Genomic DNA, 24,538 nt, shown 5'->3' with positions numbered 1-24,538 from the left:
GCCCAGTAGAGATACCGCCACTGGCCACGAACACTTTAATGCTAGAGCGAACTTGGTGTATTGTGGCAGCGCTTTTGCGGGCGCCCAGTCCGAGGCCGCGATCCGAGCCAGGGGCAAGCCGCGTATCATCTCAAGTAGTGAGGTTGGGGCTACATCGCACAGCCCCAACCCGAGCAGCGGCGCAAACGCAGCTGTCATTCGCGATTGCGCGTCGCAGCTCTTATTTCGCACTTCGTCCTGCAGATAGTACAAAAGTTGCATTAACCAAAGTTTATCAGCCCGGGTCCTGGGTAATCAACGAACAAAACTTATTAATACTATGCCTAAATTCTGATTTTAGTTGCTTGATAAACATTAAATGTGCCATAAAATCACAGAATGGAACTGCCAAAAACCGCTTCATAAACGCCTTCGGACCCGACCTCGAACATGTTCTTGAAATCAGCGATCTGTTCGGCCAATTGCGGTTGCGTGATCCTTACCAAATGTGTGGTAAGGTCGAGAAAAAACCCGCCCAGCATAGGGGCACTCTTCAATTGACTGTAGACCCAAAGCTGGGCTCTCTGTGTTGCCAGAGGCTCTCCCTTCAGAGGATTGGGACGGATGGATGGCGGGAGAAGGCGGAAGGTGAGTTAGATGAAATTCGGCTTAACAGTCAGTCGCGCTCTCGCCCTAAGTATGCCGGTCAATCTCGGGAGTATTCCGGCCCACGCACGCCAACTCACGGGTGGGCGAATCTTGAAAGCTGTTCTCGTCCCAGACATCGCTAGCGCAGACCCTCTGAGCATCAAAGTGGTTATTGGGACAGAGCACAAAAGCTCGACTGTTTCGCTCGCGTGCGCGGATTAGGAGGAAGAGGTGAGAAGAGCAGCTGGGAACTACGATTTTGCACGGCTCGCCGTCGCCGTAGCAATCGCGGGGATCGGAGCGACCGCACCACTTGGGTGCAATGCCCTCGCGGACTCCGGTGTTGTCTTAAGGATGGACGGCCGATCTGTCGCCTGCGGCACAGGGCGCGTCACCGGGCCAAAACTCGATCCGTCCCCGGTTCGGGCAGCCGCCGCTCCCGAGGCCCGCCAGGTCGGCGCCTTGCACCCGGGCGATACGGTGTTCGTTTGCGCGAGTTCAGGCTCCTGGGCCGGAGTTATCATCCCTCAGCAATCCAGATGTCTCGATCAAGTGACCAAAAGCGGGGTCTACGAAGGCCCCTGCAAGTCGGGGTGGGTCCGTCGCGACCGGATCATTGTGGAAGGAGACTAGAAAGCCGGGCGGGGTAGCCGGCCCTGTTTGTCGTTCGCTTCGCTACTTCCCACCGGGTGGCCGGAAGCTCCTAATGCTCCGTTCTTTTGCTTGATGGCGTGGTGCAAGCGACCTCGTCACGGGTTCCGCGTATTTCTCGTTAGCGCAAGCAGGTGAATACGCAGTGAACGCGCCACTGCGTCTCTGGTACGATTTTATGTGAGCAGCCGCACAGAAACACCCGCGTTTCTGGACGATGCTTCTTCTCGCCCATCTCGGGCAACATAAGGAACGCAGCGATGCTCACGTTACCTGCAATGGCCACGCTCTCCACTCTGGCTACTCTGCTGATAGTTGATGAGAGCTCCGCGGGCTACGGAACCCCACCTAAGCTGACCTGTGAGGATTTCGTTGGATGCAGAAAAAGGCCTTCTTTCGAAACAGACACTTAGGGACGGCAACTCTATGAGCAATTCTGCTTTTTCAACGTCCGATTGTCCCCCGCCTGAGGGCTATCACGAATGGCTGGCATACATATTTGAAGCTCCCGAGTCTGCCGTCGAGCCGCCAAAGCTTCACATCGAAACTATCCTCCTTGTTGAATACCTGTTTAGGAATTTGCGATCCGAGATCGCGCATTTCGACAACGAGCAAGTTGCGAAGGGTGTGAGAAATATCTTCTGCCCCTACAAGTCTCAAGTCGTGCCGGCCATTGTGGGAAACTGCTGTGCCCTCGACGTAAGAATGGCCACTCTGCGGGCCATTGGCTCCGTTTATCCGGAATGCTTTGAGACACGATGCGAGCCGATCCTTAGCCACCTCGACGAGCCACACAAAGAGGGGCTGGCCGGCACCTGTTACATGCTATGGGATGCTTCGGGAGCACTATTGCGTTGGGGGCCTGGTCGAGATGCCGTCATCGACGTGCTGCAGGTCGGTCTCGATTGTAGCAATCCGGCATGCCACGAAAGCGCCCTGCACGGGCTAGGGCACCTCGCTCATTGCGAGCCTCGGGTGCAATTCGTCATCGACGAGTTCCTAGAGCGTCGTGCTGACAATCTTCGCTTTGAACTAATACAGTATGCGCGGGCCGCACGCGCGGGGGACATTCAATGATTCGGCCCTGATACGTTCCCGGACTGTCCCTTGCGTGGCGCTGCGCAGAGTGCCGACACTGCACGAGGTTTAGCGCGTTCTTGCCCCTGGCAGGTCCGTTCAGTCTCAGTTAAGTCTGTATGAAGCAACATATGCGAGCTGAAGTGGCTCGGCCGTTCCCATGTCTGAGTTCGTGGGTTTTGATTACTTGCCCGCCATCATGCAAGAGAGTTGCTTCCTCTGACCGGATGATATGTAAATCCAGACGCGACGAGGAACCCATTCTCTAAGTTCACAATAGCTTCGAACCAGAGGAGAGTTGCCATGAAAGTGATGATCATCTCGGGTTTTTCAGCCCTAGCGCTCCTAGGAGGCCTTTGTCTGGTCGGTAGTGGCGCTCAGGCCGGCGATTACGGTGCAGACACCTGCAGGCAGGGCTACGTCTGGCGCGAAGCATTCCCCGGCGATACCACCTGCGTTACCCCGTCTCAGCGCCGCCAAGCCCGCTCCGATAACTACAATGCAGGTGAACGGCGGCAGGGGGCTGGCGCGTATGGTCCAAACACGTGCAAGTCCGGATATGTTTGGAGGGAATCCTATGTCGGTGACACGGTCTGCGTGACGCCTGCGCAGCGGGCCCAAACGAAGCAAGATAACGCCCTGAAGGAGGGGCGATTTAAGTACTGATTTCGCCTCTCGTGCCACTCACATCGATTCTGTTCAAATCGGGATTACAAAAGGAAAAAAGAGATGTTCAACTCATCTGTAATAGGGATTGCCGCTCTCGCCACCCCGCTTCTATTTGCCGGGCCAGTTCAGGCCGAGGCATGCCAAAATGGGATTTGCGTTTCGGGTCACGACAACGGATCGGGGGTGGTGGTCCGCTACCACGTGCAGAATGGTCCGGTGACGAACGTCAACATTCGCACACCCGACGGGAACCAGTGGGAGGGCGGGCCAAGCGGCGCCTTCAAACTCCGGCGGTTCTCAACCACGCGCTATTCTATACAAAGCTGTGTGAAGGGAACAGGGCTTTTTGGCCGCTCATCCTGCGGCGCGTGGGCCAATTTTCGTCACACCATTAAGGAGCCGTTTAGCAACTGGTAGACGCGACCGCTTGGCCGGGCCGTCGGGGCCAGGCCGATGCGCTGCTCGACCTCCTTTATGGCGTCGCACGTCTTTTGGCCGATACAGCCCCAAATGCCGCTACGACAACGGCGCCGGGGAGCTGGTCTGTAGCCAAATGAACTGTAGTTGTACTAATAGAGAGGTGAACATGGTCAGCCTATCTAAATTCGTCGCTCCCCTGACGGTTGCTTTTGCGGGGCTGCTTTGGAACGGGGCAGCAAGCGCCGGGTGYGCACGAGGGATATGTGCGAGCGGCGTGACCAATGGCGGAGTGGTGAACGTAACCTACCGAGTCCAGAATGGGCCCGTGAGTCACGTCAATATCCGCTCGGGCTACTTTCTGAACACGAGCTGCGAGGGGTTCTGCCCCGACCCAGTTCAACGAGAAGGACCGCGGTCTGGCACGTTCAATCTGCGAAGGGAACGCTCAGGGCCGACTACATACATGATTCAGGCTTGCGTACGGGGCGGAGTGTTTCAGCGCTCAAGCTGCGGAGCCTGGGCAAGCTTCCGTCATAATTGAAATCGTCGAACGTGACCCGCTGTCCGGTCGAAAGTCTTTGAGTGACCATGCCACACGAGGATGCCAATGCGTCCGATTGCATGACTCGGGTGGGGATCGTGATCACGGCCGGGCCGGACGGCCCTGCCCAGGCGGCCAATTGCATCCGCTCTAATGAGATCTGGTGCGAGCGCTGGGGCGGCAGGGTTTCCCCGCGCATGTTCGCTCAATAATCTTGACCAGGGGCCGCGACACGACACTCACCTTGAGACAGGAGACATGATATGCGCGCCCTCCTTCTTACGACAGTCTTGGCCGGTCTCGGCCTGACGCCCGCGGCAGCCTGCGGAACCGACAGGCTTCCGGCGCCCGGCGAGGTGGTCGACATGCACCTGAAGACCGACCCGCTCACGCCGGACCAGCGAGCTAGGCTCGTCAGTCTGCGCGCACAAATCGCCGAAGCGGTCCGTGCGGAAGATGAGAAGGGCGCTCAGGCCATTGAGGACGATGCCATGGCCGGCATTGGGTATCGTCGCGTGTGGCTGCGGTGCGGCTCGGGTACCCATATGTGGGTGCGGGCCTAATACTGACCTGACCGGCATTTTCGACCGAGCCAAGTGAGCGACTGTCTTGCCGGTCAAGCGGTTTGCCATGGCGTTCCTTCCCTCAGGATGGCGTTGAGGATGGTGATCAGCTTCCGAGCGGTGGCAATCAGAGCAACGAGCTTGGGCTTGCCGGCCGCGATGAGCCGGTCACGGAAGGTTTTCAGCGCGGCGTTGTGACGGCTGGCCACCATGGCCCCCATGAACAGCGCCGTGCGGACAGGCGCGCGGCCGCCCGCGATAAAGCTCCTGCCGCGCCACTGACCGGATTGCCGTGTCCAGGGCGCCAGACAGACCAACGCGGCAACTTGCTTTCCGTTGACGCTTCCAAGCTCGGGCAGGTCCGCGATCAGGGTTCGTGCGATCGTCGGCCCAACGCCAGGAACAGAGGTCAGAAGGGTCTCCTCCTGAACCGCGCTGGGTTTCCCGGAGGCCCCAACTCTTGCGAGGATGCAGCCATGACGAAGCGAACCCCACCGTTTTCCTCTGAGGTCCGTGAACGTGCGGTGCGGATGGTGCTGGAGCACCAGGGCGAGCACGACTCTCAGTACGGCGCGATCCGCGCGATTGCGGCCAAGATCGGATACTCGGGCGAGACGCTGCGCAATTGGGTGCGCCAGGCCGAACGCGACCGGGGTGTGAGAGCCGGTCCGACCACGGACGAGCGCGAGCGGATCAAGGCGCTAGAGCGGGAGAACCGCGAGCTCCGGCAGGCCAACGAGATCCTGAGGAAGGCATCAGCGTATTTTGCCCAGGCGGAGCTCGACCGCCGGGTCCGGTCATGATCGCCTTCATCGACGATCATCGCGCCACCTACGAGGTCGAGCCGATCTGCAGGGTGCTGCCGATCGCCCCGTCGACGTACCACGCCCATGCCGCGCGCCGGACTGATCCGGAGCGGCTTCCGGCTCGGGCCAAGCGCGACGCGGCGCTCTCGGCCGAGATCCGGCGCGTCTACGAGGCAAACTTCCGGGTCTACGGGGTGCGCAAGGTCTGGCGGCAACTCGCCCGCGAGGGGATCGTGGTGGCGCGCTGCACGGTGGCCCGGCTGATGCGGACGCTGGGCTTGAGGTTCGGTCCCGCTGTGTGGTGGTACGACTGATGCTGCATGCAGGGACGCGCTATGGGACAGGTTCTCCACGGCAGCGCTACGACGATTGAGACGATCCGTCGGGCAATCCAAGCTCGTCAAGAGAGCGTAAGGGCTGCTGCCAAGCGCTACGGCATCAGCGCCACGGCGGTGCAGAAGTGGCGCTGATGCCAGACCAGCACGGATGCGCGGATGGGGTCGAAGGAGCCTCGCTCGAGCGTGCTCAGTCTGGAGGACGAGGCGGTGATCGTCGCCTTCCGGCGGCATACCCTGTTGCCGCTCGACGACTGCCTCTACGTGCTGCAGCCGAGCCTGCCGCATCTGACCCGCTCGTCGCTGCATCGCTGCCTGCAGCGTCACGGCATCAGCCGCCTGCCGGATGTTGACGGCGACAAGCCCAACCTGGCGCGCCGCTAAGCTCGCTCGTCACATGGCCGCACATTGAACTGAGCGCCAATCCGCGCGACCACTTAGGCGAGCGAGCACGGCTCGCGACGGACAGGTCCTTACGAGCCCTCTCCTGAGGCTGATGCGTCGAATCAGCGTCCTGAAGCTTCAGCGCGCCCGACATGTCGGCGTCCACAGAAGTCCGCCGGGATCCAGCGCCTATGTCGGGGTAATTGTTGGGGTGCCCAGAGGCGTATTCCCAAAAAATCCATTCTTACCAGCTGGTTACGTAGCATGAATGGCGGAGACGGAGGGATTCGAACCCTCGTTGCGCTGCATATTTGGCTTGCTGTCAGCGGTCAATGCTGTCGCGACCGTATCCTTCGAAGCTCACCATCGCCGTAAGGCTCCTCCGTCCAGGCGATGACGTGTGCACCAGGCCTGGAATATTCGGCAATAGATACGAAATAAGTGCTGATTCTACTCGACTACTCCGCTTGTTCGAGCATGTGTGTGCTGGCGGAGCAAGGCGAGCGACGGCAATGAGCCAAGCACAAATGAATATAACCGCATGCCTGCATGAGGATTACATTCAACTGAGCGATGCAGCCGCAATCGCCAAGGCGGCGGTGGCGTGTGCCGAAGCCGGCTCGGAGCACCAGGCCCTGCAGATCATCATGGATCTCGATACCCGCCTGCATGAGGCCACGACGCTGCACGGCGCCGTCTACCTTATAGGCCGGATGGCTCGAGCTCAGGAGCGTCGGAAGACGCCGGACGACTGACCGTTCGTCCGCTCTGGGACATTCGGGTTCTTCCGGTTCGCTCTGCCCCGCCGGCGTGACGCCGATCGCGGGGTCGGGGTGGTGGCACCTCTGCCAAACCCGGAGCCTTTCCATGTCGATCGTCACCCACACCGCTCTCTCCCGCAACGATGCCGCCCTCCTGTCCGCCGCGGCCGGACAGCCTCGCGGCTGCATCGTCCTTCCCGAGACGATGACCTCGCTGGCCGTGAAGCGCACGATCGGCCGGTTCCTGAAGCACGGGTTCATCGAGCCGCGCGAGGGAATCGGCGGCGCCGCATTTGCCCTCACACCGGCCGGGTACGCGGCGATCGGGATGGCGCCCCCTTCTCCCCGGGTGGCCGCCGTCGCGCGAGGCGAGGCTGCGCCCAAGATGCGCAAGCGTGAGTTCGTGCTGGGGCTACTCGCCCGGACGGAAGGCGCGTCTCTCTCTGAACTGATCGTCGCCACGGGATGGCTGCCGCACACGACTCGGGCGGCGCTCTCGCGCCTCCGGTCGGCCGGTCACATCCTGAGCAAGAGCTCGCGCGCCGATGGCGCAACGGCCTACCGCATCGTGCCGGAGGAGCCGACTTCCCGCGGGCGTGGCCCCGGCGATGCTGCGCGCCGCAAGATCGCCAAGACCCAAGGCATGGCGGCCTGACGGGCGGCGCGTGCCGTGAGCCCACCGATGACCAACGTGATAGTCGCACCGAGGTCGGCCGATGTCGCGGTAGCGCCTACAAGCCGCGACGATCGGATCGAAACCGATCTCGCCCAGCTCGCGGGTCTCGACCTGGCCGGCCTGAGGCAGCGCTGGCGCAGGATGGTCGGGCGTCCAGCGCCCGGCCATCTCCCCCGGCCTCTGCTGTACCGGCTGCTGGCCTATCGCATTCAGGCCGCCGCCTTCGGCGACTTGGACCGCGAGACGGCGAGACAGCTCGATCGGCTCGGTCGGGGTATGACCGATGAACCGGACCGACAGGCTGGTGGACGGGCGGCGGAGCCCATCCCGCCGGCCGCGCAGGCAAGCCGTCCCGGTACACTGCTGGTCCGAGAGTGGCAGGGCAGCCTGCAGCGGGTCACGGTGCTGGAGCAGGGGTTCGCCTGGGGCGGCCRCCGCTACGACAGCCTCTCGAGCGTCGCCCGCGCAATCACCGGGACGAACTGGAACGGCCCACGCTTCTTTGGCCTGCGCACGCAGGGGAAAAAGAAGGCGCCGGGGCAGGCGACAGAGAGCGGGGGAGGGGCTCGATGAAGGCCGCGGCTAAGGGGATACGCGGAATACGCGAGCCCGCGCCGAAGCCGACGCTGAGGCGGTGCGCGATCTACACCCGGGTCTCGACCGAGCACGGGCTGGAGCAGGAGTTCAACTCCCTCGACAACCAGCGCGAGGCGGCCGAGGCCTATATCAAGAGCCAGGCTCACGAGGGCTGGCGCTGCTCGGCCGCCCGATACGATGATGGCGGCTTCTCGGGCGGCTCGCTGGATCGCCCTGCACTGCAGCGGCTGCTCGTCGAGATCCAGGCTCGGCGCATCGACGTGGTCGTGGTCTACAAGGTCGATCGCCTGACCCGGGCACTCTCGGACTTCGCCAAGCTCGTCGAGCTGTTCGATGCGCACGGCGTGTCGTTCGTATCCGTGACCCAGGCGTTCAACACTACGACCAGCATGGGGCGCCTCACCCTCAACGTGCTGCTGTCGTTCGCCCAGTTCGAGCGCGAGGTCACCGGCGAGCGCATCCGCGATAAGATCGCCGCTTCCAAGCGCAAGGGACTGTGGATGGGCGGCGTCGTGCCGCTCGGCTACCGGGCGGCTGACCGGGCGCTGCATATCGTCCCGAATCAGGCGGAGATCGTGCGGATGATCTTTGCCCGCTACCTCGCGCTGGGTTCCGTCAGCGCCGTGAAGACCGAGCTGGCGCAGGCCTGCATCCGTGTCCCTACGCGACCCGACGGCAAGGGCCGAACGGTCGGGGGCGGCCCCTTCAGCCGCGGTCAGCTTTACCAGATCCTGCAAAACCCGATCTATGTCGGCCGACTCACGCACAAGGGTCGGGTCCACGAGGGCCAGCATGCCGGGATCGTCGATCCGGCGATCTTCGACGCGGTCCAGGCGCAGCTTGCCCGGAATCACCATGGCCATGCCACCCGTCGGCGGGTTTGTGGGCATCTGCTGGTCGGGCGCATTCGAGATGATCACGGGAACACCATGACCCCGAGCCACACCGCCAAGGGCGCTCGGCGCTATCGCTACTATGTCAGCCAGGCCGTGCTTCAGGGCAGGCCGGCTGGCCCGATCCGCCGCATCGCGGCCCACGCGATCGAGGCTGCCGTGGTCGGAGCATTGCGCGCGGCACCCGCTCTGTCAGTCTCATCGGGCTCATCCGGCCCCATCAGCGATGCCGAACTCATTGCAGGTCACCTCGGACAGGTGACGGTCTATCCCGATGCCCTGGAGCTTGATCTCATCGGCGCGGGCGATCGCGAGCCGCTCCGCATCGCCTGGGCACCGACACAGAACCGCCGAGGCCGAGACATCATCGTCCCGCCAGAAGCGGAGCGCGCCGGGCTGCGGCCGATGAAGGTCGAGGATCGCGTCCGCATCCTCAAGGCCATCGCCCGGAGCCGTGCCTGGATCGACGACCTCGTCTCCTCCCGTGTTGCGGATACGGACGCCATCGCTGCCACCGAGGCCCGCAGCGAGCGCGCGGTGCGGATGATGCTGCCGCTGGCGCAACTCTCGCCGCGGATCGTCAGGGCGATCGTCGACGGCCGGCTGCCGCGCGGCATCGGCATCCGGCACTTGGCCGAGCTGCCGGCATCCTGGGCTGAGCAGGAGCAATCGCTGGGGTTCTGAACCGGACGCGCTGCCGGTCATCTCTCACTCGATGCCATTCGGGTTCGATCAAACCTGCGACGGCGATCGCCGCATCCGGCATCACACACCCGGATCGCGCAGCCCCCAAGCTGCACATGCGTGAGCACGCAGGCACCGGCCGGCGGGGTGCATCTGCGGAAACGGGTTTGCCTGCAGCAGAGACAGAGCCGTTAGGTGGCCGCTTGACGCCCGTCTCGGGCGGCAGAGACCGCCACGCAGACGGAGTGGCCCGGCTAAGTCGCGGAACCGGCGACATTATTTCCGATGACCACCAGACATGCAGTTTGTGAAGACTGCCTGATGTGAAATAGGATTTTAGGCAGATTACTCTATCTCGACGGTTGTTGGTGCCAAGTCATTGTTGATGCTAATAAAAACGAGTTTCAGGAAATGCGGGCGATCGCCTATTCGTCGTCTGGCTCGGAAATTTTGAGGGAAAGAGCGGACAATTGCCGATGATCGGAGACCTTCGGTTTCCTTCAGTTTCCTTCAGCGACATTAAGAATATAGACCTAGAAAAGCTCGCGTCGGTCCGGTTCGGTGAGGATGGGAAGACGGCGACCACGCCGCAGGAAGGAAGACGGCGTTTCTCTGTCCAGCCGCGGAGGTCGACGACCGCGATCAAGGTGGCGAGCAGATAGCGTGTGGGTTGCATTCCCGCGGCCTACCATCGAACCTAGGAGCGCGTCCGAGTAACCGTCTCGACGGCGGCGCCCGGAGGTGATTCACTCGGCTCATGGCCAAGGTGTTTCGCTCCTGGGACGTCGATCAGGGCTGGCTGCTGCCGCCCTCGCTGCACGAGTTCGTGCCGCCCGGGCACATGGCGCACTTCGTGCGGGACACGGTACGGGAGGCGCTCGACCTCTCGGCCATCCTCACCACCTACACGGAGGAGCGCGGCTACCCGCCCTACCATCCCGGCATGATGGTGGCCCTGCTGCTCTACGGCTACAGCCGCGGCCTGTACTCGTCGCGCCAGCTCGCCCGGGCCTGTGAGGAGCGGGTCGACGTCATGGCGGTGACCGGCCTGAACTGGCCCGACTTCCGCACCATCGCCGACTTCCGCAAGCGCCACCTCGTGGCCTTGTCGGACCTGTTCGTGCAGGTGCTGCGCCTGTGTCGGGCGGCCGGTCTTGTCGCGTTCGCCCACGTGGCGGTGGACGGCACCAAGCTGAAGGCCAACGCCTCCCGCCACAAGGCGATGAGCTACGGACGGATGAAGACCGCCGAGCCGGCCTTGGCCGCTGAGGTGGACGCTTGGCTGGAGCGCGCGCGCGAGGCTGACACGGCCGAGGATCAGGCTCATGGCGTGGACCGGCGCGGCGACGAGACGCCGGACTGGATGGCCGACAAGCAGCGGCGGCTGGAAACAATCCGCGCCGCCAAGGCCGCGCTGGAGGCCGAGGCGGCTGACCCGCCCGATCCGGAGGACGAGAGCGGGCCGGGTGCCTCGTCGGGCATGCGCTGGCAGGGCCGGCCACTGCGCGGTGAAGACGGCGGTCCGCCCGACCGGGCGCAGCGCAACTTCACCGACCCGGACAGCCGGATCCAGCCCACGCGTGACGGCTTCGTACAGGGCTACAACGGCCAGATCGCAGTCGACGCGGCGCATCAGGTGATCGTCGCGCACCGGCTCGTGACCAACCCGGCCGATCACCGCGCGCTCGTGCCGCTTGTGGACGGGGTCCGGGCTCATCTCGGGCGCAAGCCGCGGGAGGTCTCGGGCGATGCCGGCTTTGCCAACGAGGCGAACTTCGCCGCGCTGAAGGAGCGCGGCATCACGGGCTACCTTGCTCCGGGCCGGGCGCGACACGGCGAGGCGGACGCCGCCGGGCGCCGGAAGGTGACCAAGATGCCCCTGATGAGCGCGATGGCAGCTCGCCTGAAGCGGGCTGGCCGCCGCAGCCGCTATCGGCTCAGGAAGCAGGTGGTCGAGCCCGTGTTCGGGCAGATCAAGCAGGCCCGAGGCTTCCGACAGTTCCTGATGAGAGGGCTCGATCAGGTCCGGGGCGAATGGGCGATGATCTGCACCGCCCACAACCTGCTGAAGCTGGCACAGGCCGGCCGCTGAGTCCGCCAAGCCGCAGCCTCTGCTCAGGTCTCACCGCGCCACCCGAGCCTCAACCCCTGTTACTCAGACGCGCTCCTAGAGGTTCGGAGAAGGCCATGCGCGCAGGAACGGACGACCGGCAGATCATGGTCGGCTCAGGCCTGGAACTCGTCGGCATGGGCAACGGCGGCGGCGCCCAGCACAAGGGCACCATGCGCGACCTAGTCCGTCGCCTCGGCGTGCTCCCGGTCGCGGAGACCGTGCACGAGGCGTGCATCGACCCCGCCACCCTGACGGGCCGGACCCTCTACGACCACCGCGAGAAGGGACCGTTCGAGGGCACCGTGTTCGCCTTGACGCGCAATCCCCGCGACTTCGCCAAGCCCATCGTCATCCGCAGGCTCCTCGCGAGGCCCGGGCGGACGTCCCTGTTCCGGGCCGACGAGGACCCCGAGGCGCCCGACCGGCATCGTGACGGCATGGCTCGACGACGGCCTCGTCGTCGTCGCCCACCGCAAACTTTAGCGGGATTACCTCGTCGAGATCGAGGCCGCCCTCCGGCGCGGCAGGCTGGCGCTGCTCCACTCGGACATCATGCAGGGATCCTTCCTCGTCATCGCCGACCGCGTCCCGGAGAGCCTCAAGATCCCGACCTTCAAGCGCGACGCCGACCAGAACCTCGCCGGCCGGTACGAGCCCGGCCGCGTCTTCACCGTCCCGACCTACCAGTCGGACTTCGAGGCACTCGTCTCCTCGTACCGCCGCTAGTGCCGGACGCCTCCGGTGAACCCCGGCGCCCGGCCGGCCACCAAAATCGTAACGCATGGCACGTTGCGCTACCCGCCATCCGGTACCCTCGGAGTCGAGCGGACCACCCTGCGCGCGACGGCCGCCTCATGGCACGGCGCGCCGACGTCCGGCTTCGGCGCGCCTGGCCGGGCCTGAGTCATGCGCTTCTCCGCCCTAGCCCGCACTAACCCGTAGCTCCGGCTCCCCGGCGCAGATCCCGGCCAGGAAGTCGATGAAGCACCGCACCCGAGAGGGCAATGCGCCGGCCGGCCGCTGTGACCGCGTTGATGGGAAAAGGCGCGGGCGCATGCCGGTCCAGGACGCGGACGACCTCGCCCGAAGCCAACACGTCCTTTGACTGGCAGCCGTTCACGCTCGGCGAGATCCTCCCCAGGCTGAAGGATGCGATCCCGCCTACCGGTCCCTGACCCTACCGGCGCCTCGACTACGGACACCTCCGGAATGCCGTCAGGTCGCATGCGGCGTGCCGGCCGGCGCGGTCGTGCCAGTAACGGGTGGCGAGTTGCGCTACCCGCTATGCGGCGCCTTCGACGCCGGGATCCTCCGGCTGGACGGCTTCGAGCGCGGCGTAGCGGCCATCGCCCATCCGCTTGAAGTAATACCCTCGCCTGGCCCGCTCGGACATGTCCTTGGCCAACCGGTCGAGTCCGCCTTTCCAGTGCTTCTTGGCGGCTTCCTGGACCCGGTGCGGCAAGTGCTTGCGGATCTCCACGGGCTTCATCGGCCCGCGCTCCAGGAGGAGTCTCCGAATCTCCCACATGACGCCATCCCCGAGGGATGGCGGCGGCGCCCTGACTTCCGCCCCCTCGGCACCATCGACGGCCGGGCTTCCACATGCCTCCTCGACCGGGGCGAACCGCCCGTCCTTTTCGGCGAGGGGCTTGCCCGCCTCGGCCATCGCCCTCAGCCTGAAGCGGAGCCAGCCCACGGAGAGCGGCATCTCGACGTCCGAGCCCCGGACGAGCAGGGCCTTCGGCAGCCCGGTCAGCAGGTCCCCGGGAAGCGTCGGCCCCTTCGCCCGCAGGAGCGCCAGGACCTCCTTCTCGACGTCCTGCCAGAAGGCTTCCTGGGCGCCGGGCGGGATCTTCTGGTCCTTTTTGCTCGCCAGCGAGGCCCGGATGGCGGCGCCTTGCTCCCAGGCGACCCTCCGCCGTCGCTCCTCCGTCGCCTGCTCCGGCGTCGCCTCGACGGCTTCCACGGCGCCGTCCTTGCGCAAGCGCTCCACCTCGACGGTCAGCGCCGCGACCCGCGCCTCCAGCATATCGACCGTCATGCCGGCCTCGTCCAGCATCTCCCGGTAAGCCGCGCGCTCGACCTCGAAGTTCGCCCGCTCGCAATCGCGGGTCCGGCTTTCGGACGCCTGCACCTCGTCGAGCAGCGCCTTGCCGAAGTCGCCCAGGCGCTTCTGCAGGGCGTCCGGCAGGTCCATCAGCTCGATCACGGGCTGGTAGTTCCGGGTGGCCTTCCATCGGGCCACTTCCGGCCCGACGTCGCTGAACGAGCCCTTGCGGAAGAGTTTTTCCCGCACCCGCCGCACCGAGACGCGGACCGCGTCCTTGCCCTTCTGGGCCCGCAACTGGTCCGCGACCTTGAAGACCTCGACCCTGTCGACCATGACCCGCGCCCCGAGATGTCCGGCCCAACATGAGGCTGAGGCGTGAAGAAGCGGTCACTCCCGGGCCGATTGGCGGCGGCAGACCGGTGGAGCCCCCCCGCGCCGGGATGGCCGTGGCTCCGGAGAAACCCACGCCGCTCACCGTGAGGCTCCGTCCCCGACGGGCCAACGACCGCACCTTCGAGACCGCCGGCCGAAAGGGCAGAGGTCGCGGCTTGGGACGCACCGGCGCCGAGATCCACGCCGGCAGCCATTGGTTGCCAATTCGTTCCGATCCTGGGCGTACCCAGCCCCATCGCGAGACCGACGTGTCCCACCCCCTGCGCCTCATACGGAAAGCCCCGGCCTTCGGCCGACCGTCGCTTTCCCTACACGCCCGCAGGGGGCCTGACCGACGCATGCGGCGTCCGGCGCCCCCGGGAGGCCGCCATGACCGACGTCATCTCCGACCACGCCGATGCCCGAACAGCGTCCGGCGCACTCCTCTCGTCCTCTCTCACCGCTCCCGCGCCCAACACCGATGACCCTGGCCGCCAAGTCGGGGAGATCCTCCTGCGGCTGACGCTCGCCAGCGAGACCTTCCCCCCGCAGGCGTTCGCCGGGGTCGTGGCCTGCGTCCTCCTCGCCCTCGGCAAGGCCGTCCTCGAAAAGGCTTAGCGGCAGGCCGCCAGGCTGAGGGAGAGGACGGCCCCGGCCAGGCCGGGCGTCAAGGTGTCCGCGACCACCCGCCGGGTCGACTTCGACGCGTGGGACCCCGGCGACCCCGACTGACCGGAAAACGAAAACAGCCGGAGCGACCCATGCCCGCCCGCACCCGCCTGAAACCCATATCGCGCCGCCTGGCCGGCCGCCGCCTGCCCGCGGCCGGCACTCGCCTCACCCGATCCGAGAAACCCCACGGGGGCTAACCGGCGCTCACGGACGCGCGGCGGCCTCGCGCCGGAGGCCGCCATGACGAAGAAGACGCCCGCCCACCGCCTGAGCCACGTCGCGCGCAAGGTCGCCCGGGAAGGCCGACGCCCGCGATCGAGGGCATCAATGCCTTCGGCGCGGGAGTTAGCCCGGTTTCGGTCTTGGGCCGAGGTCGACGCCTGCGTGTCAGTTGATCACTGATAAGGTTGGCGTCTCTTTTCTACTGCAACACGCTGTGGTGCCGAAAGGCCGCCGTGGATCGATTTTGTTGAAAAACTCGGAAGCGGGTCGAAACAGCGCCGCGAAGGGTGCTGACTGGAGAAAATCCTACTATCGGCGCGGCCAGAATGCGCTATGCGTGTAGGATTGCCGCGACGTGAGAGGTCAATTTTCTCTCGGGCATCATCTTGGACGACGCCTGAGGCGCTGCCATCGAGTTTTTCAACAAAATCGATCGTGAGCGGACGGGACCACGTCGTCTGCTCTGATGCCTTTGTCGCTCAGAAGGCTGACCGGCAGAAATCCACCTACAACGGGACTCACGAGCGACTACCAAGCGTCAGATTTCGATCACCAGCGATTGATGGTGATCATCAATCCAATCGATTAGTAGCTTTATCGATGTAATTTATCATATAGTAATAATGAGATCATTGAAAACATTGAAAAAATATCGACGATAGCCGCCTTAGTAAGTTGAATCGAATTCGCGTTCATATCAGATGCCGATATCGGCCAGGACTTTATTCGGATTGAAGTTGCTCCTTTCGCCGTGATGGCCGCGCGGGTTGCAGACGATCCGGGTTGGGCCGACGCGGTAATCGGCGGCGGCATGGATGTGGCCGTGGACCCAGAGCTCCGGCCCATCGGCGAGGATGACGTCGCGCAGGTCCGAAGCGTAGCACCAGCGCAGGTCGGCGTGCGGGTCGGGCAGGCTATCCGGATGCGGGGCATGGTGGGTCACGACGACGGTCGGCCCGGCATGCGGCTCGGCCAGCGTCGCGTCCAGGAAGGCACGTGTCTTCCGGTGCACGGCGAGGATCTCGTCCGGCTCGATGCGGTGCCGTGAGGTCGGGCCGTTCCGGATCCGGCGGTAGTCGACCATGCCAAAGCGTCCCTGGGCGGAGCGCATCGCATGCGTCAGGGTGTTCGAGCCGAGGCGGAAATCGGTCCAGAGCGTGCCGCCCAGGAACCGGGTGCCGTCGACGACGACGGCCTCGTCGAGGAGCAGGTGGATGCCGTGACGGGCGGCGGCGTCCCGGCCTCGGGACAGCTGGTCGGCCAGCGTGTAGCGGTCCTCGCCCCGGTCCCACCAGAAATCGTGGTTGCCCGGGACATAGACGACCGCGACACCGGGCAGGCGTTCGGCCAGCCAGTCGAGCGCGCGGGTCAGGGGCATGTGGACATCGCCGGCGACCACGGCCACGTCGAATCCGTCCGGCGGCGCGTGCGCGGCCGGATCCCAGGCGTTCTCGGGCCATTCCTGGTGCAGGTCGGACCAGATCCACAGCCTGTCGGTCATGGCCGGCTCCCGCCGCGGGCGGCGTTCTCGGCGAGGCGCGCGCGAATCTCGTCGAGGGCGACGGGGCGGAAGCCGAAGCAGTCGACCCCGACGTCGGTGCTCGCCGCGGTGCCGGGAAGCGTGCCGTGGGAATGTCCGTACAGATGGATGTCGCCGCGGTGCATCCGGGGCCAGACGCGGTGGGCGTAATGCGAGCACCAGATGCCCTGGATGGACCCGTCCGGCAGCAGGACCTGCACGTGGGCGACGTCGAAGATCCCATCCCAGGGCAGGCGCTTCCCGACGCGGTCGTGGTTGCCGCGGACGAGGAAGCGCCGGCGGCCGTTGAGGCGCGCGAAGATCTCCAGCGCCTTGGCCTCGGGGCAGCGATAGCAGAAGTCGCCGAGGTGCCAGACCGTGTCGCCGGGGTGCACGGCCGCGTTCCATCGAGCGATCAGGCCCTCGTCGTGAGCTGCCATCGTTTCGAAGGGGCGGCGGAGGCCGAGCCGGGCGCCGAGAAGGGCCTGGTGGCCGAAATGATGGTCGCCGGAGAACTGGACTCGAGGCGTCATGTGCACCTTGCGCGCTCGGAGGAGGCTCGACGCAAGGTGCCGCGCGCTCCAGGTTTCAGGACGGCGTGGGACAGCCGGTGTGTCGGGTGGGCCGGTGGCGATTCGCGAACGTCCGCATATGGGCGCCTCAGTCGTCGAGCAGACGCTCCACGGCCTCGGCTCCCCATGTCCTATGCAGCATGTCCACCAGATGATAGGTCACCTTGAACAGTTCGCAATCCGGTCGAACAGGATAGGCCCTGAGCACGCGTATCAATTCTGGGATATCTCTGATATAGATCGCCCTGTCCCCGCAATCCAATACGGCAGGAAACGCATCGGCCTTCTGTTCGATATTCTTGATGTCTTCGACGAACAAGATCGGAGCTCGGCGAGCGACCTCGTACGCGTCCCTGCATTCATCGAACGGGAACGTGACGTTCGGATAAGGCCGGCCCCACGGGCACGACAACCCGACACCTCCATTGACGGTGACGGCATACACCATCGGCAGATGGAACGGACGAAAATATGGAGGGGGCTGCTCATGCTGGACATACCAGATGGCCCGATCCGCGAACTCGCCGAATTCATCGTCCAATTCGAGCGCGGGCTCCTGTTCGGCGTCCACGGTGGTCGGATGATCCCAATCACCGCGGACGTCTTCCGACCATCCGATCCTCCCTGCCGGGACGGGTCCAGCGGCACCGGATCGGCTGCGCGGCGCCAGATCGGGCGCGTCGGCAAGCGTTCCGAGGGCGGTCGATCGGCCGCGCACCCCCAGTGCGATGGCCGACCCGGCTCCCGATGAGAGGCCGGTCCGCACGTGGCCGCCTGCGTCGCGAAGCGTCAGTCCGGGGTTGCGATCGATCAGCCGAGATATGGCCACGGCGGGCGCCGCGGCCGCGTTCACCGCCAGGCCGAGCACGAACGCCTCCTCCCCCGGCGACATGCCCGTCGGCTCCTCGCCTGCCGCCCGAGCCTCGGCGTGCGAGCGCCGGATGTCGTCCATGTACTCGCGCTTGAACTCGGCGCCTTCGTGTTCGCCGCTGCGCTCGCCGATATAGATCCAGGTGGTGTTTACATGGCTGTGTCCCAAGGCGTCCTTGACCGCGTCGATGTCCTTGGACGCGTTGTAAAGGCGGGTGGCGCCCGTCCGCCTGAGATCGTGGAGGCGCAGATCCTTCAGCCCTGCGGCCTTCGCGGTGTCGTTGAAAACAGCCGTGCATCGCGTTTGGCTTACGGGCAAGTACTTCCGATTGTTGTGATCAGATTTATCTCCCCTTACGGCGAAACCAGACCACACGAAGACGTAGTGGTCATGTAATCTTTTTCTTTTTTGATCGACGAGAATGGCTCGCATGGATGGGGTAATATTCCTGACGAACCTCTTGTTGCCCTTGACTATAAGATTGATACGTCCGGCATCCAGATCCACCTGCTGCCAGTTCAATTCGATGAGATTTGTCTTTCGCAGCATGGACTCGATCGCGAAGATCCACAGCGGCCAATGTTCCGGGTTGGAGTGAGCCTTGAAGACGATCTCGTCCTCATAGCTCAGCGTTTGGTGTCGATACTCTGCCGGATAGGAATGCAGCTTCCGGATCGGCCTGCGAGGAAGTGGGATGCCCAGGACGTTGAGGGCATGATTGACGATCGCGAATGCCGGATCAATGATCGAATGCTTGATGGCCGCATTGGCCAGCGGCGTACGCTGCGGCTCATGGTCCAGGCCATCCTCGGTCAGCTCTTCGCAGATCTGCTCCAGGTCGACGATGCTGGTCGGGTTCGACGCCCGATCAGCCAGATCCACATTCGCCAGCAGGTGCTCGTCGATCGTTCGAAAGTCCGTGTAATCACGCTGTACATGAAGCAGTTTCTTGATATTTTCCCCCACGACCAAGCGGTAGATGACGTCATCCGTTATGTCGGTCACAGGCCTCGCCTCGCCGATCTGCGAGGCGATGTACACGAGCATACGGCGAAACAGGACGGAGCGTACGCGAAGGACCCCTTTCACGCTGGCGACCTGCCGCGCGACCTCACCGACGGTCGGTACTTCCGAGCCCGCGGCCACGCCGATCGCGGCGGATTTCCTCGCAGCCTCCTCGAGCGCGCGTTCGAGCTCCTTGACGAACTCGGCCTCGTATTCCCGGGCGGCGTCCTCGGTGGTCTTCTTCGTGCTGCCCTGCTGCCGTTTCCCGTTGACCTTGACGTCGAAGTGAAAATACTTTCCGCGAAGATGTACGCTCATGAACGTCTCTGCTCCGCGGTACGGTCCAGCGCCGCCATCTTCCGGCGCACGGCGCGACGGACAGCCGCCAGGTCGACGCCGTCCGCGGCCGGCGGTGTAAAGCGGACGCGCCGCTCCGCGATGAACGCCGCGACATGGCAACGGGCGAACCGTCGGCGTGGCCGGACACGGCCCAGGCCGACGTCGATGAAAGCGATGTTGCCGAGCGCCACATGGCGCCGAAGCGTCTTGACGTCGAACCCGAGGGTCGCGGCGGCCTGGGCCGGGGAGAGGAGCTCCCCGGCAAAGCCATCCCCTTCGTGCGCGGGATTCCCGCTATGGGCATCCCCAAGGTCCTCTAGGCCACGCGAGGGCGCATCCATTCGTGATCCGTCTCCGTGATTTCGCAAAGCCATCTTGGCGTGCTCCCGTTGAGATTGGGTTTGCATCGCATCGGGTCGGCCGAGTTTGGGGATCGATAGGACGGCGCCCGGACAAGGCCCGAGCGCCGTCCTGGGTCGGGCCTGCGCCTCGACCCCCAAGCCCAGACAAGCCTGGCCCCACCTAGGCTGGCGAATGCCTTGCCGTGACCAGCGCCTGGAAGCGCCCGAACCGCGGGCGCCAATCGCCGAGGCCGATCCGATGACCGGCCACGGCGAACAGTTCCCCGACGTCCCGGCCATCCAGGACGTCGGGAAGATAGTGAGCCTCGAACCGAAGCCGCCAGCCGGCCGGGAAGCGCGGCCGCGTCCGCATGATCTTGCGGGACCCGATGCTCACGGGCACCCGCAGGCGGAAGTGAGGGTCCGCACGCAAGGTATCTAGATCCGCGGGCCCGTCGTGATCGAGCAACGGGGCCTCCGGGACCAGGAATCCCGCCCGGACCGCCCGCCCCGCGCGCCGGAGCTTCGCGGCCTCCGTGAGCATCGCCTCGATCGCCTCGCCCGGCACGCATGGCCGGCCGCCGGCGGTCCAGAGCCCCCCGGTCCACTCCAGCTCATCGATCCGCACGATGTCTGCCTCGGTCCGCGCCCGCTTGCGCGCGATCCGGGCGATCTCGCGCGCGATCGGGTCCAAGGGATCCACCAAGCGGGACGAGCGCATCAGGAGGGGAGCGATCCCGGTCAGGCAGACGTCCAGAACCTCGAATGACATCGTCGTTCCTCCACGGGGGTCGAAGGCTGCGATCCGGGACGAGGCGTCGGACATCGACCGGAGGGGCTATCGGTCTGAGGGCGTAGCGGCGGCGGCGGAGTTCGCTCGTGATGACCCGGTGGCAGGGCGTGCATAACAGGGTGAGGTCGCCGACGACCTCGTGGCCCAAGCGTTCGTAGGTCCTGTGGTGAACCTCCAGCCCCGCGTCGGTTCCGGCGTTGCAGAGGCGGCAGCGATGGCCGGCCGCCCGCATCTCCCCGAGCCGAGCCGCGCTCAGCCTCCAGGCAGACGAGCTGATGTAAGCTTCGTAAATCCCCATCCGCCGAACCCCCCCTCATGGATCACCACGGCCGCGGCTCGGGCTCATCGGCGTTGATCGAGACCGGCACGCGGACGAAAGGCGTAGCCGGCCGCGGTGAAGCGTTCCGGTCTCGCGCAGCAGCATGATTTGATGGATTTTTATATAATATAGATTGTGAGCTAATCCGTCAATGAGAGAATGTGCTCTCTGTGGAGTTCTCTTCGTTGCTGAAGTTTCTTTAGTGTCGCCGTTAGTCTGAGGACATGGTAAATATTGGCACCGTCTGATTTTCTCGCGAGGGTGGGCGCCGAGGCTCCGATCTCGCGGATCGGTCGTCCCGAGACGCTGCGTATCGCTGCATCGGACAAGGATCGATCTCGGCGCCCGAGCTGTGACCATCCTTCAGCGGCGGCGAGATCGTGCCTGCATCCCACCTGGGTTTGGTCTTGGCGGCATACCCGCCGGCCGGATGTGTGAGGCTCACATGGGACGGGACATCGAGGATGGGGGCCGCCGTCGCAAGGAAGCTCATCATTCTCGAGCCTTTGGTTCGATCCGCCGTGTCCGCATCACCTCCGGACAGCGCCTCGGTGAGCTTCGGCGGCCCCGATGACGGCGACGGCGGTGACGAAAACCATCCCCGTCCGCTGGGCGGCCGTCGCACCATCCGAGCGATGCTCGCCATGGCGACGGGGCAATCACCTGCCGGACAGCCCGTCCCGAGTGCGGTACCGGAGCGGAAGCGGGATGGATCGCGGCAAAGGCGGCTTGGCTCGGACCGCACCCGAGCTTCGGCGCGGCGTTTGCCGGCGGATGCATGTGGCCCCAGGGATGTCCCGACCGGTCAGAGCACCGGACGGCGGGAGCGCGTACGAGGGAGCCACCGATCCACGGAATGGCCGGAAACACAGTCCGGGCCGTCCGGCGGCCCCGTCGAATAATCTCGGGTTCCCGTCTGCCGAGTTGGACGAGGCCTCGGGCCGGAGCTGATCGAGCGATGCGGCGTCGGCCCCATCCGAGTCCGTTCCAGGCTCGCGTCAATCGACGGTGTGGTCGCCTACGGCGTCATGGAAACGGGCGAACGACGTATGGCGGCCCTGAACTTTTGGACCCGAGTCCCTGCTCCTGAACGCCGCAGACCGACTCGAGTTTTCCGCGGTTGCTCACCGCCGCCGTCAGACGACGAACAGACATTCGTCGGACGCCGCGCGTAGGGCATGCCTGGCGTCAGCAATTCACCCGTACTTGCCAGGCCGCTTCGAAAAGCGACGACTCCGAGCTGAAGCCGCCGCTCGAATCGACGCCTTCGAAGCTTTCCCGGGTCTGCAGGACCAAACCGAAGGACAAGCCTTCGCACGAGAAGATCTCCCAGGCGCGCAATACCGGCGCGTCGCGACGGCGACTCAGCCTCGCCGCCGGATGATCGGCCCAGGAGGCCAATCGATCGACGATGACGGAAGTCGCGGACCCTTCGACGGTATCCTCGCCATAATGAAGCGGTGCTCTGGCCAAGATCAACGCCGGCGTCTCGACGGGAATCGTAGGGTCCGGCCCGTCATGCCGGCCGCGCTGTCGGAGCTGCTTCGGTGTACCCGCAACCTTGATGCCCCCGTGCCCCGGGAGCAGCACGATGTCGCCAGCGGCAAGACACTCGCCAACAAACGTCCCGAGTTCCGTCAAGTTGGCCCCCACGGGCCGGCCATCGTCCGCCCGTCGGATCTCGGCCAGCCCGTCGATCTCCAGCGCCCGGAAGATGTATGCCCAACGAGCGACGAAGGCCCTTCCCATGCTGCCGTCGACTTTCAGCGGGGTATCGCCCGCCTGGATGGTCCGGCGGACTAGGTCCAGGGCCGCCGATCGGTCGCCTCGCTCCGGCGCGAGATTGTCGTTGTCGCCTCTCGGGATGGGTCTCACAGGGGGCGCCGCTTCGTTGGGGGACCTTGACGATGTCGGCGATCGGACACAATGCGCCAGGGCGAAGATGGTCCAAGGTTAATGCGACGCCGTTCCGTCCACCGATATCGTCGGGGTGTCTTACAGGCCGCTTGCAAGCATGACGTCGGCCGGCGAAGCCTGTCGAGACAGGGCCTCGCCACAGAAGCCGGCGCAACAATTGACAAGTTCGATGTCCCTGGCAATCGATCGTAGCCTATCGCACTCAGTCAGTCTCCCTCGGCTCCCCGACAACGCGGATCGGTCCGAACGGATACCGCAGATATCATAGGCGTCGACTAATCCTTCGCACKCGATGAGGACGCCGCGGCCGTTCCTGATACGCCGACCTGAACGTAGCTCTTCCACCGCCATGACAGAGGCACTGTCCGTCCGGTGTCCGAAGAACCATCGCACCAAGGCGTGACCGGCCTCATGATTGCAGGCGAGGGGACGACGCGCCGTCGTCCGCGTCATTGACCTCGCCTTACGGTACATGTGCCGTGCTCCGGATCTTGGAACGTTTGGCTTGGCGAAGCGCCTGTCCGCGAGGGCTACGCAAGCCTCGCCGCGACCCTCACCCAGATCAATGGTTCGGTAGGCCCCTCCAGCGGTTGGGCGTCGCGGCAACGCAGCGATCCGGATGTGCCATGGAACGCAAACCGGGACCGCCGGCACCGTCTCACATCAACTCTTGGCGTCGCCGTGCCGCCGGCATGCATCGTCGGCCGCCGACCAATGATTCGGTGTGCCGCCAGCTTACCGGTGCCGCCCGCGACGAGGTCGACCCTGGTATGATGTTCGCCGACCCAACGGGACGGGAACCGCCGCGAGCGGGATCCCGCTCACCGTGCCACTCCAAGCCCACCACGATTGTGCACGCCTACGGGGGAAAGCTGCCAGCTGAACAGAGGGCGGCACGCATGAGGAAGTCGAGGAGCTGAGCCATTGGACCGGCCGGTGCACGGCAGAGCAAGGTCGTGGACCGCCTCTCCTGCGTCACGAGTCCGGCGTGCACGAGCTGCCGCAAGTGGTTCGACAATGTCGATTTCGCGTCGATGCCAAGCCGCTCCTGGAGAGCGCCGACCGACAGCCCGGCATCGCCGGCTTGCCTGAGCTCCGTAAGGATGCGCAAGCGTACTGGGCTTCCCAACGCTTCGAGGAGGCTTGCGGCGTGGTCCAAGTCCATACGATACGGGTTCGTACGCAGGCACATGCGATGTCAAGCCGGTTCAAGCGCGTTTGACATCGCCTTGCTTGCCCGACCCATCCCGCCTCGATCCTAGGAGCTTGTGAACCGGCAGTCTGCTCGACGGTGCGATGAACGGGCAGGCCTACCGCACCTACGTGGCCGACATACTCGCACCTACGCTCCAGCCGGGCGACACCGTCGTGCTCGATAATCTACCGGCTCACAAAGTCGGCGGCATCCGCGAGCGCATCACGGCGGTGCGAGCCCGGCTACTCCACCGCCCAGCTTGCTCGCCTGACTTCAACCCGATCGAGTTGGCCGTCGCGAAGCTGAAGGCGCTGCTGCGCACCGCCGCGGCGCGAACCATCCTAGATCTTTGGGACGCCTCACGGCGCAGCCTAACCCGCCTCGCACCAGCTGAATGTCGAGACGACCTCGCCGCTGCAGGATACGACGCAACCTGATCGAATGTCGTGTGTGGACGCCCCATCGGATTCAAGGGGGTGTTTGAGAGATCTGTGCGCGCAGGTTCAGGTGCTTCCGTGTGTCCGGCCTGTTGATGCAGCCATCCTCACGGCTGC

Annotated in this window: 17 protein-coding genes, 4 pseudogenes and 1 other annotated feature; of the genes and pseudogenes, 12 read left to right on the top strand and 9 right to left on the bottom strand. The window is 64.8% G+C overall.

Translation table 11 applies throughout. The features are described from left to right. Positions 1-1,704: 1,704 nt before the first annotated feature. Positions 1,705-2,355, top strand: coding sequence for a hypothetical protein (locus AC1DXK_RS20630; protein ID WP_477298874.1), 651 nt, complete (start codon positions 1,705-1,707; stop codon positions 2,353-2,355). A gap of 1,893 nt (positions 2,356-4,248) precedes the next feature. Continuing rightward, positions 4,249-4,548, top strand: coding sequence for a hypothetical protein (locus AC1DXK_RS20625; protein WP_457107616.1), 300 nt, complete (start codon positions 4,249-4,251; stop codon positions 4,546-4,548). 53 nt (positions 4,549-4,601) lie between these two features. Here the strand turns inward: AC1DXK_RS20625 and AC1DXK_RS20620 are convergent. Continuing rightward, a pseudogene (locus AC1DXK_RS20620) lies at positions 4,602-4,976 on the bottom strand (transposase); the annotation flags it as partial. 48 nt (positions 4,977-5,024) lie between these two features. On the opposite strand from AC1DXK_RS20620, the pseudogene AC1DXK_RS20615 reads away from it, so the two are divergent. The 8 genes and pseudogenes from AC1DXK_RS20615 to AC1DXK_RS20580 form a co-directional block, all read left to right on the top strand. After that, positions 5,025-5,638, top strand: a pseudogene (locus tag AC1DXK_RS20615) (IS3 family transposase); the annotation flags it as partial. Beyond that, positions 5,306-5,422 (top strand) — a sequence feature (AL1L pseudoknot). Its footprint overlaps the pseudogene before it by 117 nt. 51 nt (positions 5,639-5,689) lie before the next feature. After that, positions 5,690-6,055 (top strand): annotated as a pseudogene (locus AC1DXK_RS20610) (transposase family protein); the annotation flags it as partial. Between the two features lie 530 nt (positions 6,056-6,585). Next, entirely contained in the window at positions 6,586-6,828 is a 243-nt protein-coding gene (locus tag AC1DXK_RS20605) for a hypothetical protein (protein WP_457107617.1), read from the top strand. A 112-nt stretch (positions 6,829-6,940) separates the two neighbouring features. Further along, the gene (locus tag AC1DXK_RS20600; protein ID WP_457107618.1) at positions 6,941-7,489 is read left to right on the top strand and encodes a DUF3489 domain-containing protein; all 549 of its coding nucleotides are present in this window, start codon (positions 6,941-6,943) and stop codon (positions 7,487-7,489) included. A gap of 27 nt (positions 7,490-7,516) precedes the next feature. After that, on the top strand, positions 7,517-8,083 hold the full coding sequence (locus AC1DXK_RS20595; protein WP_477298871.1) for a DUF2924 domain-containing protein: 567 nt from the start codon (positions 7,517-7,519) through the stop codon (positions 8,081-8,083). Further along, positions 8,080-9,684 carry a recombinase family protein gene (locus tag AC1DXK_RS20590; protein WP_457107620.1) on the top strand — a complete coding sequence of 535 codons (1,605 nt, stop codon included), beginning with the start codon at positions 8,080-8,082 and terminating at the stop codon, positions 9,682-9,684. Before AC1DXK_RS20595 ends, AC1DXK_RS20590 begins: the two co-directional genes overlap by 4 nt. Positions 9,685-10,441: 757 nt before the next feature. After that, on the top strand, positions 10,442-11,776 hold the full coding sequence (locus AC1DXK_RS20585; RefSeq protein ID WP_477298869.1) for an IS1182 family transposase: 1,335 nt from the start codon (positions 10,442-10,444) through the stop codon (positions 11,774-11,776). Between the two features lie 573 nt (positions 11,777-12,349). After that, positions 12,350-12,523: a hypothetical protein gene (locus AC1DXK_RS20580; protein ID WP_477298867.1), complete on the top strand. Its 174-nt coding sequence runs from the start codon at positions 12,350-12,352 to the stop codon at positions 12,521-12,523. A 556-nt stretch (positions 12,524-13,079) separates the two neighbouring features. On the opposite strand, the gene AC1DXK_RS20575 is transcribed toward AC1DXK_RS20580, so the two are convergent. After that, positions 13,080-14,180: a DNA-binding protein gene (locus AC1DXK_RS20575; RefSeq protein ID WP_477298865.1), complete on the bottom strand. Its 1,101-nt coding sequence runs from the start codon at positions 14,178-14,180 to the stop codon at positions 13,080-13,082. Between the two features lie 429 nt (positions 14,181-14,609). Here AC1DXK_RS20575 and AC1DXK_RS20570 point away from each other — a divergent pair, with 429 nt between their 5' ends. After that, the gene (locus AC1DXK_RS20570; protein WP_477298863.1) at positions 14,610-14,837 is read left to right on the top strand and encodes a hypothetical protein; all 228 of its coding nucleotides are present in this window, start codon (positions 14,610-14,612) and stop codon (positions 14,835-14,837) included. A gap of 973 nt (positions 14,838-15,810) precedes the next feature. On the opposite strand, the gene AC1DXK_RS20565 is transcribed toward AC1DXK_RS20570, so the two are convergent. From AC1DXK_RS20565 to AC1DXK_RS20535, 7 genes are all read right to left on the bottom strand, one after another. Continuing rightward, positions 15,811-16,614: a metallophosphoesterase gene (locus tag AC1DXK_RS20565; protein WP_477298861.1), complete on the bottom strand. Its 804-nt coding sequence runs from the start codon at positions 16,612-16,614 to the stop codon at positions 15,811-15,813. Continuing rightward, on the bottom strand, positions 16,611-17,165 hold the full coding sequence (locus AC1DXK_RS20560) for a metallophosphoesterase family protein (protein ID WP_477298859.1): 555 nt from the start codon (positions 17,163-17,165) through the stop codon (positions 16,611-16,613). The genes AC1DXK_RS20565 and AC1DXK_RS20560 overlap by 4 nt, the downstream gene beginning before the upstream one ends. 127 nt (positions 17,166-17,292) lie before the next feature. Beyond that, positions 17,293-19,398, bottom strand: a complete 2,106-nt coding sequence (locus AC1DXK_RS20555; RefSeq protein WP_477298857.1) for a tyrosine-type recombinase/integrase — start codon at positions 19,396-19,398, stop codon at positions 17,293-17,295. Further along, positions 19,395-19,760 carry a hypothetical protein gene (locus AC1DXK_RS20550; protein ID WP_477298855.1) on the bottom strand — a complete coding sequence of 122 codons (366 nt, stop codon included), beginning with the start codon at positions 19,758-19,760 and terminating at the stop codon, positions 19,395-19,397. The genes AC1DXK_RS20555 and AC1DXK_RS20550 overlap by 4 nt, the downstream gene beginning before the upstream one ends. A gap of 181 nt (positions 19,761-19,941) precedes the next feature. Beyond that, entirely contained in the window at positions 19,942-20,532 is a 591-nt protein-coding gene (locus AC1DXK_RS20545; RefSeq protein WP_477298853.1) for a hypothetical protein, read from the bottom strand. Positions 20,533-22,060: 1,528 nt separating this feature from the next. After that, positions 22,061-22,747: a hypothetical protein gene (locus AC1DXK_RS20540; RefSeq protein ID WP_477298851.1), complete on the bottom strand. Its 687-nt coding sequence runs from the start codon at positions 22,745-22,747 to the stop codon at positions 22,061-22,063. 901 nt (positions 22,748-23,648) lie between these two features. Next, positions 23,649-23,954: an ArsR/SmtB family transcription factor gene (locus tag AC1DXK_RS20535; RefSeq protein WP_477298849.1), complete on the bottom strand. Its 306-nt coding sequence runs from the start codon at positions 23,952-23,954 to the stop codon at positions 23,649-23,651. A 113-nt stretch (positions 23,955-24,067) separates the two neighbouring features. Here AC1DXK_RS20535 and AC1DXK_RS20530 point away from each other — a divergent pair. After that, positions 24,068-24,421: pseudogene (locus AC1DXK_RS20530) on the top strand (transposase); the annotation flags it as partial. Positions 24,422-24,538 lie beyond the last annotated feature (117 nt).

Source organism: Methylobacterium sp. P3_A11 (genome assembly GCF_056403155.1).
This window is presented reverse-complemented; position numbering and strand designations above follow the sequence as displayed.

Bases quoted from the DNA above. Each gene is read 5' to 3' on its own strand.
- AC1DXK_RS20630 (WP_477298874.1), top strand. From the start codon at position 1,705: ATGAGCAATTCTGCTTTTTCAACGTCCGATTGTCCCCCGCCTGAGGGC.
- AC1DXK_RS20625 (WP_457107616.1), top strand. From the start codon at position 4,249: ATGCGCGCCCTCCTTCTTACGACAGTCTTGGCCGGTCTCGGCCTGACG.
- AC1DXK_RS20605 (WP_457107617.1), top strand. From the start codon at position 6,586: ATGAGCCAAGCACAAATGAATATAACCGCATGCCTGCATGAGGATTAC.
- AC1DXK_RS20600 (WP_457107618.1), top strand. From the start codon at position 6,941: ATGTCGATCGTCACCCACACCGCTCTCTCCCGCAACGATGCCGCCCTC.
- AC1DXK_RS20590 (WP_457107620.1), top strand. From the start codon at position 8,080: ATGAAGGCCGCGGCTAAGGGGATACGCGGAATACGCGAGCCCGCGCCG.
- AC1DXK_RS20585 (WP_477298869.1), top strand. From the start codon at position 10,442: ATGGCCAAGGTGTTTCGCTCCTGGGACGTCGATCAGGGCTGGCTGCTG.
- AC1DXK_RS20580 (WP_477298867.1), top strand. From the start codon at position 12,350: ATGCAGGGATCCTTCCTCGTCATCGCCGACCGCGTCCCGGAGAGCCTC.
- AC1DXK_RS20575 (WP_477298865.1), bottom strand. From the start codon at position 14,180: ATGGTCGACAGGGTCGAGGTCTTCAAGGTCGCGGACCAGTTGCGGGCC.
- AC1DXK_RS20570 (WP_477298863.1), top strand. From the start codon at position 14,610: ATGACCGACGTCATCTCCGACCACGCCGATGCCCGAACAGCGTCCGGC.
- AC1DXK_RS20565 (WP_477298861.1), bottom strand. From the start codon at position 16,614: ATGACCGACAGGCTGTGGATCTGGTCCGACCTGCACCAGGAATGGCCC.
- AC1DXK_RS20560 (WP_477298859.1), bottom strand. From the start codon at position 17,165: ATGACGCCTCGAGTCCAGTTCTCCGGCGACCATCATTTCGGCCACCAG.
- AC1DXK_RS20555 (WP_477298857.1), bottom strand. From the start codon at position 19,398: ATGAGCGTACATCTTCGCGGAAAGTATTTTCACTTCGACGTCAAGGTC.
- AC1DXK_RS20550 (WP_477298855.1), bottom strand. From the start codon at position 19,760: ATGGATGCGCCCTCGCGTGGCCTAGAGGACCTTGGGGATGCCCATAGC.
- AC1DXK_RS20545 (WP_477298853.1), bottom strand. From the start codon at position 20,532: ATGTCATTCGAGGTTCTGGACGTCTGCCTGACCGGGATCGCTCCCCTC.
- AC1DXK_RS20535 (WP_477298849.1), bottom strand. From the start codon at position 23,954: ATGGACTTGGACCACGCCGCAAGCCTCCTCGAAGCGTTGGGAAGCCCA.